Source organism: Streptomyces sp. NPDC051776, assembly GCF_040681345.1.
In the GTDB taxonomy this organism is placed as follows: Bacteria; Actinomycetota; Actinomycetes; order Streptomycetales; family Streptomycetaceae; genus Streptomyces.
The window spans coordinates 141,039-154,454 of the sequence record NZ_JBFAYQ010000006.1 but is presented as its reverse complement, the minus strand read 5'-3'; the positions used below and the strand labels follow the sequence as shown (position 1 = coordinate 154,454).

Genomic DNA, 13,416 nt, shown 5'->3' with positions numbered 1-13,416 from the left:
CAGCCGTGGTTGCGTACGGGGAGGGTCGTCCCGTCCCCGTACGGTGTCCGGAGGCCGGTACGGGAGACGGCGCGCACAGCGGCCAGGACCGGGAGCCACCATCCGTTCCCCGGTGCCCCCGCTCGCCGAACTACCCTGCTCACGGCGTATGCGAAGGTGCGTCAGAAGGCGCGCGGTGCGGCCCGTTCCACCCCTTCGGGGTGCGGCACGCCGCGTTGGGCACCCTCCCCGCGCGACCCCAAATTGCGTCCAGTAGGGTTTGGTCCGCATAAACATCAAACCCCTGCCCGCGCCAGGGCCGGCGACCGACCAGCGAGACGGCCGCAGCCGGCCGCGCGGGCGAGACTCTCGGGAAGGCGCTACGTGAGTCCCAACGGCTCCGACCGCTCGTCGCGGCGCCCGATGCGGCGGAAGCTGCCGCAGGCGCTGGCCGCGGGCCTGGTCCTTGCGACCGCCACCGGTTGCACATATAAGGACTTTCCCCGCCTCGGTATGCCAACCCCCGTCACGGAGGAGGCACCGCGGATCCTCTTCCTCTGGCAGGGCTCATGGGCGGCTGCGCTCGCCACGGGCGTGCTGGTGTGGGGTCTGATCCTGTGGAGCGTCGTCTTCCACAGGAGGTCCAGGACCAAGGTCGAGGTTCCTCCGCAGACGCGGTACAACATGCCGATCGAGGCCCTCTACACGGTGGTCCCGATCATCATCGTCGCGGTGCTCTTCTACTTCACCGCACGCGATGAGAGCGAGCTGCTGAAGACCTCCAAGAAGCCGGACCACGTCATCAACGTCGTGGGCTACCAGTGGAGCTGGGGCTTCAACTACATGGAGAACGTCGACGGCGACCTCAGCACTCCTGCGAAGGTCCCCACGGCGGTCAACACCATCCCGGACAAGAGGCTCGCGGCCGTCCCCAAGGGCGCCGAGGGTGTCTACGACACGGGCACGCCGGGCGAGTGGACGAAGGGCAACCCGAGCCCGGGCCCGACCCTGTGGCTGCCGAAGGGCGAGACGGTCCAGTTCATCCTGACCTCGCGTGACGTCATCCACTCCTTCTGGGTGCTGCCGTTCCTGTTCAAGCAGGACGTCATCCCGGGGCACACCAACGTCTTCCAGGTCACCCCGGACAGGGAAGGCACGTTCCGGGGCAAGTGCGCCGAGCTCTGCGGTGTCGACCATGCACGCATGCTCTTCAACGTCAAGGTCGTCTCTCCCGAGCGGTACCGGGCGCACCTGAAGGACCTGGCGGAGCAGGGCCAGACCGGCTACATCAAGTCCGGCATTCCCCAGACTGATGCCGCCAAGAATGCGGAGACGAACGAAGAATGAGCATCCTCAACGAATCCCAGGGTGCCGCCGAGACGGAGTCCTACGAGGACGAGCTGCCGCTGCGCCGCAGGGAGCCCGGCAACGTCGTGGTCAAGTGGCTGACGACCACCGACCACAAGACGATCGGCACGCTCTACCTCTCCACGTCGTTCGTCTTCTTCCTGATCGGCGGCGTGATGGCGCTGCTGATGCGCGCCGAACTCGCCCGTCCCGGCACGGACATCATGTCGAACGAGCAGTTCAACCAGGCATTCACGATGCACGGCACTGTGATGCTGCTGATGTTCGCGACGCCGCTGTTCGCCGGTTTCGCGAACTGGATCATGCCGCTGCAGATCGGTGCCCCGGATGTGGCGTTCCCGCGGCTGAACATGTTCGCGTACTGGCTCTACCTCTTCGGCTCGATCATCGCGGTCGGTGGTTTCCTCACCCCGCAAGGAGCCGCGGACTTCGGCTGGTTCGCCTACTCGCCGCTCTCGGACGCGATCCGCTCGCCCGGTGTGGGCGCCGACATGTGGATCATGGGCCTGGCCCTCTCCGGCTTCGGCACGATCCTCGGCTCGGTCAACTTCATCACCACCATCATCTGCATGCGCGCCCCCGGCATGACGATGTTCCGGATGCCGATCTTCTGCTGGAACGTGCTGCTCACCGGTGTGCTGGTGCTCATCGCGTTCCCTGTCCTGGCCGCCGCGCTGCTGGCGCTGGAGGCGGACCGGAAGTTCGGGGCGCAAGTCTTCGACGCGGCGAACGGTGGAGCGCTGCTGTGGCAGCACCTCTTCTGGTTCTTCGGCCACCCCGAGGTGTACATCATCGCGCTGCCGTTCTTCGGCATCATCTCCGAGGTCATCCCGGTCTTCAGCCGCAAGCCGATGTTCGGCTACATCGGCCTGATCGCCGCCACCATCTCGATCGCCGGTCTCTCGGTGACGGTGTGGGCGCACCACATGTACGTCACGGGCGGCGTGCTCCTGCCGTTCTTCTCGTTCATGACCTTCCTGATCGCGGTCCCGACCGGAGTGAAGTTCTTCAACTGGATCGGCACCATGTGGAAGGGCAGTCTCAGTTTCGAGACCCCGATGCTGTGGTCCGTGGGCTTCCTGATCACCTTCCTCTTCGGTGGTCTGACGGGCGTCATCCTGGCCTCGCCGCCGCTGGACTTCCACGTCTCGGACTCGTACTTCGTCGTCGCCCACTTCCACTACGTGGTGTTCGGCACCGTCGTCTTCGCGATGTTCGCCGGCTTCCACTTCTGGTGGCCGAAGTGGACCGGCAAGATGCTGGACGAGCGGATCGGCAAGATCACGTTCTGGACGCTTTTCATCGGCTTCCACGGCACGTTCCTGGTGCAGCACTGGCTGGGCGCCGAGGGCATGCCGCGGCGGTACGCGGACTACCTCGCCGCGGACGGTTTCACCACGCTGAACACGATCTCGACGATCAGCTCCTTCCTGCTCGGCCTCTCCGTCGTGCCGTTCCTCTACAACGTCTGGAAGACGGCCAAGTACGGCAAGAAGGTCGAGGTCGACGACCCGTGGGGCTACGGCCGCTCGCTGGAGTGGGCGACCTCCTGCCCGCCGCCGCGCCACAACTTCCTCACCCTGCCGCGGATCCGTTCCGAATCCCCGGCGTTCGACCTGCATCACCCCGAAATCGCGGCGCTGGACGAGCTCCAGTTCCACGCGGGTGAGAAGGAGCTCGCGGGCGGCAAGGAGGCCGGGAAGTGAAGATCCAGGGACGCATGTTCATCTGGCTGGCCGTCTTCATCCTGGCCATGGCCATCGTCTACGGCGTGTGGTCGAAGGAGCCGGTGGGCACCACGGCGCTCTTCCTCGCGTTCGGCCTGTCCGTCATGATCGGCTACTACCTGGCCTTCACGGCCCGCCGGGTGGACACCGGAGCGCAGGACAACAAGGAGGCGGACGTCGCCGACGACGCCGGCGACCTGGGCTTCTTCAGCCCGCACAGCTGGCAGCCGCTCTCCCTGGCCGTCGGCGGCGCGCTGGCCTTCATGGGCATCGTTTTCGGCTGGTGGCTGCTGTACTTCTCGCTGCCGGTCGTCCTCGTGGGCCTGTGGGGCTGGGTCTTCGAGTACTACCGGGGCGAGAATCGCACCCAATAGCGCACCTCGCGCACCTGGCGCACCGGGCCCGGGCAACCTCTCAGGTTGCCCGGGCCCAACCCGTTTGCAGTCATCCGACGCGCCGATTCGTCCCGTTTTTTTTATTTTGTGACCATGAGTCACACCTCTCGAATCCGGACGGCAGCAGGCTGCGCCCTGCTGATAGCCCCGCTGGCGATATTCGCCGGCGCCTGCGACGACGGCCACCCGCTCTCGGCCACGCCCTACGACGCGGCCGACCAGATAGCCTTCAACGCGGATGACGGCGGCAAGATAGACCCCGACAAGCCGCTGGAGATATCCGCCAAGGACGACGACGGCAGGATCACCGACGTGACCGCCACGGACGCCGCAGGGCGCTACGTGCGCGGCGAACTCTCCGCCGACGGCACCCGCTGGCGCAGCACCTCCCCGCTGGCCGCAGGCGCCCACTACACCGTCCGGGTGAGCACCGAGGACGAGGACGGCGCTCCCGGCCGGCGGACGGTCGGCTTCGACACCAAGCCCGCCGGCAAGCTGCTGAAGGTCACTCTTGGCCCGGACAGCGGCGAGTACGGCGTGGGCCAGCCCATCACCGCGGAGCTGAGCCACTCCGTCAAGAGCCCCGAGGAGCGCGCGACCGTCGAGCGCGCGCTGAAGGTCGACTCCCAGCCCCACGTCGAGGGCGGCTGGACCTGGGCCAACAACAAGACGCTGCACTTCCGCCCCCGCGAGTACTGGCCCGCCGGGGCCACGGTCGAGGTGCACAGCCGGCTCGACGGCATCAAGGTCGGAAAGCGCTACGGCGGCTCGGCCAAACCCCTCAAGCTGACCATCGGCGACCGCGTCGAGGCGATCACCGACGCCGGCGCCCACACGCTGACGGTCAAGCGCAACGGCAAGGTCATCCGTACGATCCCGGTGACCACCGGCAAGCCCGGCTACGACACCCGCAACGGGGTCAAGGTCATCCTCGCCAAGGAATCCTTCGTTCGGATGACCAGCGCGAGCATCGGTGCCGCGGACTTCTACGATCTCCCGGTCTACTGGGCGACCCGCGTCACCTGGAGCGGCGAGTATCTGCACGCCGCCCCCTGGTCCACCGGCTCGCAGGGCGCCGCCAACGTCAGCCACGGCTGCACCGGCATGAGCACCGAGGCCGCGAAGTGGTTCTTCGACACCGTCAAGGTCGGGGACATCGTCCAAGTGGTCGGCAGCAACGGCGACATGATGACGCCGTTCGACAACGGCTTCGGCGACTGGAACGTGGACTGGGCGAAGTGGCGCAAGGGCAGCGCCGTGGTTCCCGCGGGGAGCCACGTCGACAGCACTCCCGCCGACTCCGCCCGACTGCGGCCGTCTGTCTGAGTGCCGGGGCCCGCAGCCTCAAGGCCGCGACGGCACAGGCCAAAGGGTCAGGCCTCGACGGCGAGGCGCGTCCGCAGCAGCCCGGCCAGCGCCTCGGCGAACTCCACCGGGTCGATCGGGTGCGTGACCGCCGCGTCCGCCCGGCTCCAGGTCGCCAGCCAGGCGTCCTGCGGGCGCCCGATCAGCAGCAGGACGGGCGGGCAGCGGAAGATCTCGTCCTTGATCTGCCGGCAGATGCCCATGCCGCCCGAGGGCGTCGCCTCGCCGTCCAGAACACAGACGTCGATCCCGCCGGCCTCCAGGGCCTCCAGGACGGCCGGCTGGGTCGCGCACTCGACGAATTCGACCTCGGGGAGACCGGGAGCGGGGCGGCGCCCTGTCGCCAGCCGTACCTGCTCGCGGGTGCCCGCGTCATCGCTGTAGACCAGCACCGTGGCAGTCGGCTGCATCGTTCCTCCGCGTCGTCGAGGTTGGGTCCGCCTGGCGGAGCCTACTCCGCCGAAGGCCCTGCCGAGGAGGGGTCCGAACTGCTGACACACCGAACGGTACCCCCCGGAGTGAGGGCGGGATAAGCGACCGACATAATGTCGGTCGTGGCGACAGCAACGACAGTAGACACCGGGCACGCGCACCCGTCGGTCAACCGGCCGAACCTCACCAGCGTCGGAACCATCATCTGGCTGAGTTCCGAGCTGATGTTCTTCGCGGCCCTCTTCGCGATGTACTTCACCCTGCGATCGGTGACCGGATCCGAGCACTGGAAGGACATGGCGGACGCCCTGAACTTCCCGTTCTCGGCGACCAACACCACGATCCTGGTGCTCTCTTCCCTCACCTGCCAGCTCGGTGTCTTCGCCGCCGAGCGCGGTGACGTGAAGAAGCTGCGCATGTGGTTCGTGATCACCTTCATCATGGGTGCGGTCTTCATCGGCGGTCAGATCTTCGAGTACACCGAGTTGGTCAAGCACGAGGGCCTGTCGCTCTCGTCCGACCCGTACGGCTCGGTGTTCTACCTGACCACCGGATTCCACGGACTGCACGTGACCGGCGGTCTGTTCGCCTTCCTCCTGGTCCTCGGCAGGACGTACGCGGCCAGGAGGTTCACGCACGAACAGGCCACGGCGGCCATCGTCGTGTCCTACTACTGGCACTTCGTCGATGTCGTCTGGATCGGCCTCTTCGCCACGATCTACATGATCAAGTAACCGGCCGTCCGGTCCACCGGACTCGCGTTACCGCACAGACATACCCAAAGCATCGACGCAGAAGATCCTGACACCGGGGTAATCCGTGAAAAAGCTCTCCGCACGACGGCGCCATCCGCTGGCGGCGCTCGTCGTCCTACTCTTCGCGCTGGCGGTCACCGGGGGGCTGTACGCAGCGTTCGCGCCCGCGGACAAGGCGCAGGCGCAAGACACCGCCCAGTCCCTTGCCATCGAGGAGGGCAAGAAGCTCTACGCCGTCGGCTGCGCGAGTTGCCACGGCACCGGCGGTCAGGGTTCCTCTGACGGCCCGAGCCTGGTCGGTGTCGGCTCCGCCGCCGTCGACTTCCAGGTCGGCACCGGCCGTATGCCCGCGCAGCAGCCCGGTGCTCAGGTGCCGGAGAAGCCGAAGGTCTACAGCCAGGCGGAGATCGACCAGCTCGCCGCGTACGTCGCCTCGCTCGGAGCAGGACCGATCGCTCCGACCAAGGAACAGTACGACCCGAGCGGTGCGGACATCGCCAACGGCGGCCAGCTCTTCCGGACCAACTGCGCGCAGTGCCACAACTTCACCGGCAAGGGCGGGGCCCTGACAGGTGGAAAGTACGCCCCGGAGCTGGAAGGCGTCGACCCCAAGCACGTCTACGAGGCCATGCAGACGGGCCCGCAGCAGATGCCGTCCTTCCCGGACACCACGATGCCCGAGCAGGACAAGCGCGACATCATCGCGTACCTCAGGGCAGTGGGTGAGGACGACTCCCCGTCTCCCGGTGGCTTCGAGCTGGGCGGGCTCGGCCCGGTCAGCGAGGGCCTGTTCGGCTGGATCTTCGGCCTGGGCGTGATGATCGCCGCCGCCGTCTGGGTCGCCGCGCACACCGCAAAGGCCAAGAAGTCATGAGTGAGACTGGATCCAACAAAGACGTGTCCGAAGAACACCTGCCGAGTGAGCAGGCATCGGCCGGGGCCGGCACGCTGGCCCCCGCGGAAGACCCGTTCGCCGATCCCGGGCTGCCGCCCCACCAGCCGCGCATCCAGGACATCGACGAGCGGGCCGCCAGGCGGTCCGAGCGCACCGTCGCGCTTCTGTTCACCATCTCGATGCTGGCCACCATCGCTTTCATCGCGTCGTATGTGAGCATCGGGATCGAAGACATCGTGTACGTGTGGCCGATCGGCCACATCAGCGCGCTCAACGTCGCGCTCGGCACCACCCTCGGCGTGGCCCTGTTCTGCATCGGCGCCGGTGCGGTGCACTGGGCCCGCACCCTGATGTCGGACGTCGAGACCGCGGACGAGCGCCACCCGATCGAGGCGCCGTCCGAGGTCAAGGCCAAGGTGATGTCCGACTTCCAGCAGGGCGCCAAGGAGTCGGGCATCGGCCGCCGCAAGCTGATCCGCAACACCATGTTCGGCGCGCTGGCCATGGTGCCGCTCTCCGGCGTGGTGCTGCTGCGCGATCTCGGCCCGCTGCCCGAGGACAAGCTCCGCCACACGCTGTGGTCCAAGGGCAAGTTGCTCATCAACCAGAACACCGATGAGCCGCTGCGTCCCGAGGACGTGATGGTCGGATCGCTGACCTTTGCCAAGCCCGAGGGCCTGGAGGAGGACGCGCACGACTATCAGTCCCAGATCGCCAAGGCGGCGCTGATGATCGTCCGGCTGCAGCCGGAGAACATCAAGGACAAGCGCGAGCTCGACTGGTCCCACCAGGGCATCGTGGCGTACTCGAAGATCTGCACCCACGTCGGTTGCCCGATCAGCCTGTACGAGCAGCAGACGCACCACGTGCTCTGCCCGTGCCACCAGTCCACCTTCGACCTCGCGGACGGCGGCCGAGTGATCTTCGGCCCTGCCGGTCACGCGCTGCCTCAGCTGCGGATCGGTGTGAACAAGGACGGTTACCTCGAGGCGCTCGGCGACTTCGAGGAGCCGGTCGGCCCGAGCTTCTGGGAGCGCGGATGAGTACGGCAACCGACAAGCGTCGTCAGGCGCCCCGTGGCGAGAGGCTTGCGGACTGGGCGGACGGCCGGCTGGGGATCTATGGCCTGGCCAAGACCAATATGCGCAAGATCTTCCCGGACCACTGGTCGTTCATGCTGGGCGAGGTCGCGCTCTACAGCTTCATCATCATCATTCTGACCGGTGTGTATCTGACGCTGTTCTTCCACCCGGCGATGAACGAGGTGGAGTATCACGGCAGTTATGTGCCGCTGCAGGGTGTGCGGATGTCGGAGGCGTACGCCTCGACGCTGGACATCAGCTTCGACGTCCGGGGCGGTCTGCTGATCCGGCAGATCCACCACTGGGGCGCGCTGATCTTCATTGCGGCGATGTTCGTGCACATGATGCGGGTGTTCTTCACCGGTGCGTTCCGCAAGCCGCGTGAGGTGAACTGGCTGTTCGGCTTCCTGCTGCTGGTGCTGGGCATGTTCACCGGGTTCACCGGTTACTCGCTGCCGGACGACCTGCTGTCCGGTACGGGAGTGCGGTTCATGGAGGGTGCGATTCTCTCCGTGCCGATCGTGGGCACGTATCTGTCGTTCTTCCTCTTCGGCGGGGAGTTCCCGGGATCGGACTTCGTGCCGCGGTTCTTCTCGGTGCACGTCCTGCTGCTGCCCGGTCTGATGCTCGGCCTGCTGGTGGCGCATCTGATTCTGGTCTTCTACCACAAGCACACGCAGTTCCCGGGACCCGGAAAGACGAACAAGAACGTCGTGGGTATGCCGCTGCTGCCGGTGTACATGGCCAAGGCGGGCGGTTTCTTCTTCCTGGTGTTCGGTCTGACCGCGGTCGTCGCGGCGATCGCGAGCATCAACCCGATCTGGTCTCTGGGGCCCTATGTCCCGGACCAGGTGTCCACCGGCGCCCAGCCCGACTGGTACATGGGCTTCTCCGAGGGCCTCATCCGTCTGATGCCCGGCTGGGAGATCAACTTCGCCGGCCATACGCTCGCGCTGGGTGTCTTCATCCCGCTGATGATCTTCCCGTTGGTGCTGGTCGCCATCGCCGTCTGGCCGTTCATCGAGTCCTGGGTGACCGGGGACAAGCGCGAGCACCACATCCTGGACCGCCCGCGCAACGCCCCGACCCGTACCGCCTTCGGTGCTGCCTGGCTGAGCGTGTACTTCATCCTGCTCGTCGGTGGTGGCAACGACATCTGGGCCACGCACTTCCATCTGTCGATCAACGCGATCACCTGGTTCGGTCGGATCGGCTTCTTCGTGCTGCCGGTGCTCACGTTCGTCGTCACGAAACGGATCTGCCTGGGTCTGCAGCGGCGTGACCGGGACAAGGTGCTGCACGGCCGGGAGACCGGCATCATCAAGCGGCTGCCGCACGGTGAGTTCATCGAGGTGCACGAGCCGCTGTCGCAGCAGCAGCTCCACACCCTCACGCAGCACCACCAGTACGAAGCGCTCGAACTCGGCCCGGAGGTCGACGAGAACGGCGTACGGCGCAGATTCAAGCGCACGCAGAAGCTGCGCGCCCTGCTGTCGCGGGGCTTCTACGGCCGGGACAACCAGATTTCCAAGCCGACGGTCGAGGAGTACCGGGAGATCACCAGCGGCCACGGTCACCACTGACCCGAGACCGCCGGCCTGCCGGACTCCGCCGGAGCCATGCGAGGGCCCCGGGCCGCCTCCCTTCGGGAAGCGGCCCGGGGCCTCGATCATGCGGGCTCTTGGTCATGCTGGGCCGTCAGCGGGGCTTTCGGCCAGGCGGGGCTTTCGGTCATGCGGGGCGCTGGGCCCTGGAGCGTACGGGTGTTGCGTCGGTGGCACCTGTGGGCAGTGGGGGGCCTCCGTACGGCCCGGGGGCCCGCCGTGTCCGGACTCCGGGCTCGGACGCCGCTCGGATGCGCCGCGCCGATAGGCTTGCCGCAAGACCGCAGGTGGCGGCCGCCGCCTGCCCCATCCGACATCCAGGAGCGGACCATGGACCGTGTGACCCCAGCCGGAGCTGACAGCCCCGCGGCGGCCCGCACCTGGCCGGATGTCCTGACCTCCCTCCTCGCGGGCCGGAACCTGACGGCGGAGGACACGGCCTGGGCCATGGACCTGATCATGCGCGGTGAGGCCACGGACGTGCAGATCGCGGGCTTCGCCGTCGCGCTGCGAGCCAAGGGCGAGACGGTCGAGGAGGTGTCCGGCCTCGTCCGGACGATGTACGAGCACGCCAATGTCATCGACGTACCGGGCCCGAGCGTGGACATCGTCGGCACCGGCGGTGATCGGGCCAAGACCGTGAACATCTCGACGATGGCGGCCGTCGTCGTGGCCGGGACGGGCGCGCGGGTCGTCAAGCACGGCAATCGCGCCGCCTCGTCCGCGAGCGGGGCCTCCGACGTCCTGGAGAAGCTGGGCGTCAACCTCGATCTGTCGCCGCAGCGCGTGGTCGAGGTCGCAGGCGAGGCCGGGATCACCTTCTGCTTCGCGGTGAAGTTTCACCCCGCGCTGCGCCATGTGGCCCCCGCGCGGCGCGAACTGGGGATCGCCACGACGTTCAACTTCCTCGGTCCGCTGACCAATCCGGCCAAGGTCCGTGCGCAGGCCACCGGAGTGGCCGACCAGCGCATGGCGCCCATCGTGGCGGGCGTCCTGGCCGAACGCGGCTCGTCGGCGCTCGTCTTCCGCGGCGACGACGGGCTGGACGAGCTGACCACCACCGCCACGTCACAGGTGTGGGTGGTCCGGGACGGGATCGTCCGGCAGGAGACCTTCGACCCCCGCGACATCGGGATCGACCTGGTGCCCGTGGAGGCTCTGCGCGGCGCCGACGCCTCGTACAACGCCGATGTCGCCAGGCGGCTGCTGGCGGGCGAGACCGGGCCCGTACGGGACGCGGTGCTGCTCAACTCGGCCGCGGCGCTGGTCGCCCTGCATCCGCAGGACGCGCCGCTCAACGACCAGATCGCGGACGCGATGGGGCGGGCCGCCGAGTCCATCGACTCCGGTGCGGCGCGGCGGACGCTGGAGCGCTGGGTCGGGGCCACCAACGGCTGAGCGGCGCGGGGCAGTTCGGCTCCGCGAATGGTGTGATGCAAGCCGACGTCACAGGCTGGCGACGCGGGCCGCTGTCCACGTATCGGACAGCGGCCTGCGCGATCGCGTCCCTGTGGCATGATGCTCGGCAGGTCACGAGTGACAGCGACACAGGCCCCGGCCCGCTGTCCGGCAACCCTCCTTCCGTGGCGGGGTGCCCCGGGTGATGACCGGGCCGCAGGCAGCGAGGTCTGCGGCAAGCGCGGATCCCTCGCCAGGGATCCTGGGTTGTCGAGGGAGATCTTCCGTGAATCAGCGAATGCGCTAGTGCCGCCCCCGCCAAGGTCTGCCCGGTAGCGAGGCGTCCTGGTGCGGTCGGATGCAAGGCGCCGGATCTGCCTCGTGGTTGCGCCTACTCGGCTGATCCGGCCACGCAGCAGACGGCCGTACCAGGACGGCGAGCGGGCAAACCCTGGAGGGGCCGGCACGAGGGCTGCGGCCCGTTCTCTCTGCCTCCGTGCGGTGATCGTCCGCGCGTCGAGGCGCATTCCGTACGCCGGCGCCTGTTCTGCCCGACGCGTGCGTCCTTGAAGCCTTTCACCTTTTCCACCGGGAGATTCCGCCATGTCCGTGCGCCCTGCTGCCGCCACCCCTACCGCCGTTGCCGCCGATGACCCCGCCTCCGAGGCCTGCTGTCCCGCGCCCACCGTGGGTGCCCCGCTGCCCGTGCTCGGACGGGACGTCCTGGTGCCGCTCGTCACCGGCGGCGAAGTCAGCTACGCCGCCCTGGATTACGCGGCCAGCGCACCCGCACTGCAGCGGGTGTGGGACGACGTCGCCGCCTACGCCCCGTACTACGGCAGCGTCCATCGCGGCGCCGGCTATCTGTCGCAGCTGTCCACCGACCTCTTCGAGAACAGCCGTGCCGCCGTCGCCGAGTTCCTCGGCTGCCGGGCGGACGACCAGGTGGTCTTCACCCGCTCCACCACCGACTCGCTCAACCTGCTGGCATCCGTGCTCCCGCAGGGCACGCAGGTGTTCGTCTTCGAAACCGAGCACCACGCGTCCCTGCTCCCCTGGCAGCAGGCCTCGGGTGACGAGGTCTCCGTCCTCGACGCGCCGCGCACGCCCCGGCAGGCCGTCGAGACGCTGGAGCGGGCCCTCGCGGCCAGGGAGCCGCATGGCCCGGCGCTGGTGTGCGTGACGGGTGCGTCGAACGTCACCGGCGAGCTGTGGCCCGTACGGGAGTTGACCGCCGCCGCTCACGCCCATGGCGCGCGCATCGTGCTCGACGCCGCCCAGCTCGCCCCCCACCACCCCGTGGACATCGCGGAGTCGGACGTGGACTGGGTGGCCTTCTCCGGGCACAAGCTGTACGCGCCGTTCGGCTCGGGCGTCCTCGCCGGGCGGGCCGACTGGCTGCGGGAGGCCGAGCCGTACCTCGCGGGTGGTGGCGCGAGCCGTACGGTCGCCCGCCGCTCGGACGGTGGCGTCGACGTGGAGTGGCACACGACGGCGGCGCGGCACGAGGCCGGTTCGCCCAACGTCATCGGCGCCTACGCGATCGCCTCGGCCTGCAAGGCGCTGACCGAGGCGGGTTTCGACGCCCTCGTGGAACGCGAGCAGGCGCTGGTCGCGCGGGTTCGGGAAGGTCTGGCGGAGGTGCCGGAGGTGCGGGTGCTGTCGCTGTTCGGCGACGACGCCCCCCGGGTCGGCGTCCTGTCCTTCGTCGTCGACGGCTGGAACAGCTCGCATGTCGCCGCGGTGCTGTCCGCCGAGTACGGCATCGGCGTACGGGACGGGCTCTTCTGCGCACACCCACTGGTCAGGACGCTGCTGGGCAGCCAGGCGGACGAGCCGGGCGAGTGCGGGGCGCCGGAGGCGGCACCGGGGGAGAGGTCGCTCAACGCGATTCGCGTCAGCTTCGGAGCGGGCACGCCGGACGAGCATGTGGACCGCTTCGTCGCGGCGGTGAAGGAACTGGTCGCGAACGGCGCGCAGTGGACGTACCGCACGGAGGACGGCCGCTGCGTCCCGGACCGCGACGCGTGACGAGGCGGGCGTCCGCCCCCGCGGGCATTCGTCCGGTGGGGGCGGGAGCGGGGGGCGGGGCGGCGGCCACGGGGTGCAGCGGCAGGATCACGCCCGCCGACCGCGGTGCTCGTGGCGCGCGGAATGCTGGGGTGAGACGGGCGCGCGAGGGCTCGTCCGGCGGCGGCGGAGATGGCACCGCGCCGCCGCTCGGCGAGGTGCCGCGTTCGGCGGGGCCGCCGCGTCCCGCGGGGCTGCCGGCCGGAGGGGAGCCCGGGGCGCCCGCCCCGCTGCCGGTCCCGCGCCGCGTGACGAGGCGACGAACCTCGCACCGAGGGTTGCACGACCACCCGCGCCGAGGCTGCGGCCCTGCGGACGGCCGGAGACCATGAGCCACCGCGCGGCG

The 13,416-nt window shown here is 68.6% G+C and carries 11 protein-coding genes and 1 riboswitch; of the genes, 10 read left to right on the top strand and 1 reads right to left on the bottom strand.

Annotated elements, in window-relative coordinates:
* Nucleotides 1-363: 363 nt before the first annotated feature.
* The 4 genes from coxB (at nucleotide 364) to AB0M26_RS07880 (ending at nucleotide 4,795) form a co-directional block, all read left to right on the top strand.
* The gene (coxB, locus tag AB0M26_RS07895) at nucleotides 364-1,326 is read left to right on the top strand and encodes a cytochrome c oxidase subunit II (protein WP_365256232.1); all 963 of its coding nucleotides are present in this window, start codon (nucleotides 364-366) and stop codon (nucleotides 1,324-1,326) included.
* Nucleotides 1,323-3,053: a cytochrome c oxidase subunit I gene (ctaD, locus tag AB0M26_RS07890; RefSeq protein WP_365256229.1), complete on the top strand. Its 1,731-nt coding sequence runs from the start codon at nucleotides 1,323-1,325 to the stop codon at nucleotides 3,051-3,053. The genes coxB and ctaD overlap by 4 nt, the downstream gene beginning before the upstream one ends.
* Entirely contained in the window at nucleotides 3,050-3,448 is a 399-nt protein-coding gene (locus AB0M26_RS07885) for a cytochrome c oxidase subunit 4 (RefSeq protein WP_365256226.1), read from the top strand. The genes ctaD and AB0M26_RS07885 overlap by 4 nt, the downstream gene beginning before the upstream one ends.
* 114 nt (nucleotides 3,449-3,562) lie before the next feature.
* A complete protein-coding gene (locus AB0M26_RS07880; RefSeq protein WP_365256223.1) occupies nucleotides 3,563-4,795 on the top strand; it encodes an Ig-like domain-containing protein in 1,233 nt (410 codons plus the stop codon).
* 47 nt (nucleotides 4,796-4,842) lie between these two features.
* Here the strand turns inward: AB0M26_RS07880 and AB0M26_RS07875 are convergent, their stop codons facing one another.
* A complete protein-coding gene (locus AB0M26_RS07875) occupies nucleotides 4,843-5,244 on the bottom strand; it encodes a hypothetical protein (protein WP_365256221.1) in 402 nt (133 codons plus the stop codon).
* A gap of 135 nt (nucleotides 5,245-5,379) precedes the next feature.
* On the opposite strand from AB0M26_RS07875, the gene AB0M26_RS07870 reads away from it, so the two are divergent.
* The 6 genes from AB0M26_RS07870 to AB0M26_RS07845 all read left to right on the top strand — a co-directional run bounded on the left by AB0M26_RS07870 (nucleotide 5,380) and on the right by AB0M26_RS07845 (nucleotide 13,031).
* Nucleotides 5,380-6,000: a heme-copper oxidase subunit III gene (locus AB0M26_RS07870; protein ID WP_365256218.1), complete on the top strand. Its 621-nt coding sequence runs from the start codon at nucleotides 5,380-5,382 to the stop codon at nucleotides 5,998-6,000.
* Nucleotides 6,001-6,085: 85 nt separating this feature from the next.
* Nucleotides 6,086-6,895, top strand: coding sequence for a c-type cytochrome (locus AB0M26_RS07865; RefSeq protein WP_365256215.1), 810 nt, complete (start codon nucleotides 6,086-6,088; stop codon nucleotides 6,893-6,895).
* Nucleotides 6,892-7,959, top strand: coding sequence for a Rieske 2Fe-2S domain-containing protein (locus AB0M26_RS07860; protein WP_365256212.1), 1,068 nt, complete (start codon nucleotides 6,892-6,894; stop codon nucleotides 7,957-7,959). The genes AB0M26_RS07865 and AB0M26_RS07860 overlap by 4 nt, the downstream gene beginning before the upstream one ends.
* Nucleotides 7,956-9,581, top strand: coding sequence for a cytochrome bc complex cytochrome b subunit (locus AB0M26_RS07855; RefSeq protein ID WP_365256210.1), 1,626 nt, complete (start codon nucleotides 7,956-7,958; stop codon nucleotides 9,579-9,581). The genes AB0M26_RS07860 and AB0M26_RS07855 overlap by 4 nt, the downstream gene beginning before the upstream one ends.
* Nucleotides 9,582-9,932: 351 nt before the next feature.
* A complete protein-coding gene (gene trpD / locus AB0M26_RS07850; protein WP_365256207.1) occupies nucleotides 9,933-11,000 on the top strand; it encodes an anthranilate phosphoribosyltransferase in 1,068 nt (355 codons plus the stop codon).
* Between the two features lie 130 nt (nucleotides 11,001-11,130).
* Nucleotides 11,131-11,248: riboswitch (SAM riboswitch) on the top strand.
* 355 nt (nucleotides 11,249-11,603) lie between these two features.
* Nucleotides 11,604-13,031 carry an aminotransferase class V-fold PLP-dependent enzyme gene (locus AB0M26_RS07845; protein WP_365256204.1) on the top strand — a complete coding sequence of 476 codons (1,428 nt, stop codon included), beginning with the start codon at nucleotides 11,604-11,606 and terminating at the stop codon, nucleotides 13,029-13,031.
* Nucleotides 13,032-13,416: the final 385 nt, after the last annotated feature.

Coding starts and splice junctions, on each gene's coding strand:
- ctaD (WP_365256229.1), top strand. CDS start 1,323: ATGAGCATCCTCAACGAATCCCAGGGTGCCGCCGAGACGGAGTCCTAC.
- AB0M26_RS07880 (WP_365256223.1), top strand. CDS start 3,563: ATGAGTCACACCTCTCGAATCCGGACGGCAGCAGGCTGCGCCCTGCTG.
- AB0M26_RS07875 (WP_365256221.1), bottom strand. CDS start 5,244: ATGCAGCCGACTGCCACGGTGCTGGTCTACAGCGATGACGCGGGCACC.
- AB0M26_RS07870 (WP_365256218.1), top strand. CDS start 5,380: ATGTCGGTCGTGGCGACAGCAACGACAGTAGACACCGGGCACGCGCAC.
- AB0M26_RS07860 (WP_365256212.1), top strand. CDS start 6,892: ATGAGTGAGACTGGATCCAACAAAGACGTGTCCGAAGAACACCTGCCG.
- AB0M26_RS07855 (WP_365256210.1), top strand. CDS start 7,956: ATGAGTACGGCAACCGACAAGCGTCGTCAGGCGCCCCGTGGCGAGAGG.
- trpD (WP_365256207.1), top strand. CDS start 9,933: ATGGACCGTGTGACCCCAGCCGGAGCTGACAGCCCCGCGGCGGCCCGC.
- AB0M26_RS07845 (WP_365256204.1), top strand. CDS start 11,604: ATGTCCGTGCGCCCTGCTGCCGCCACCCCTACCGCCGTTGCCGCCGAT.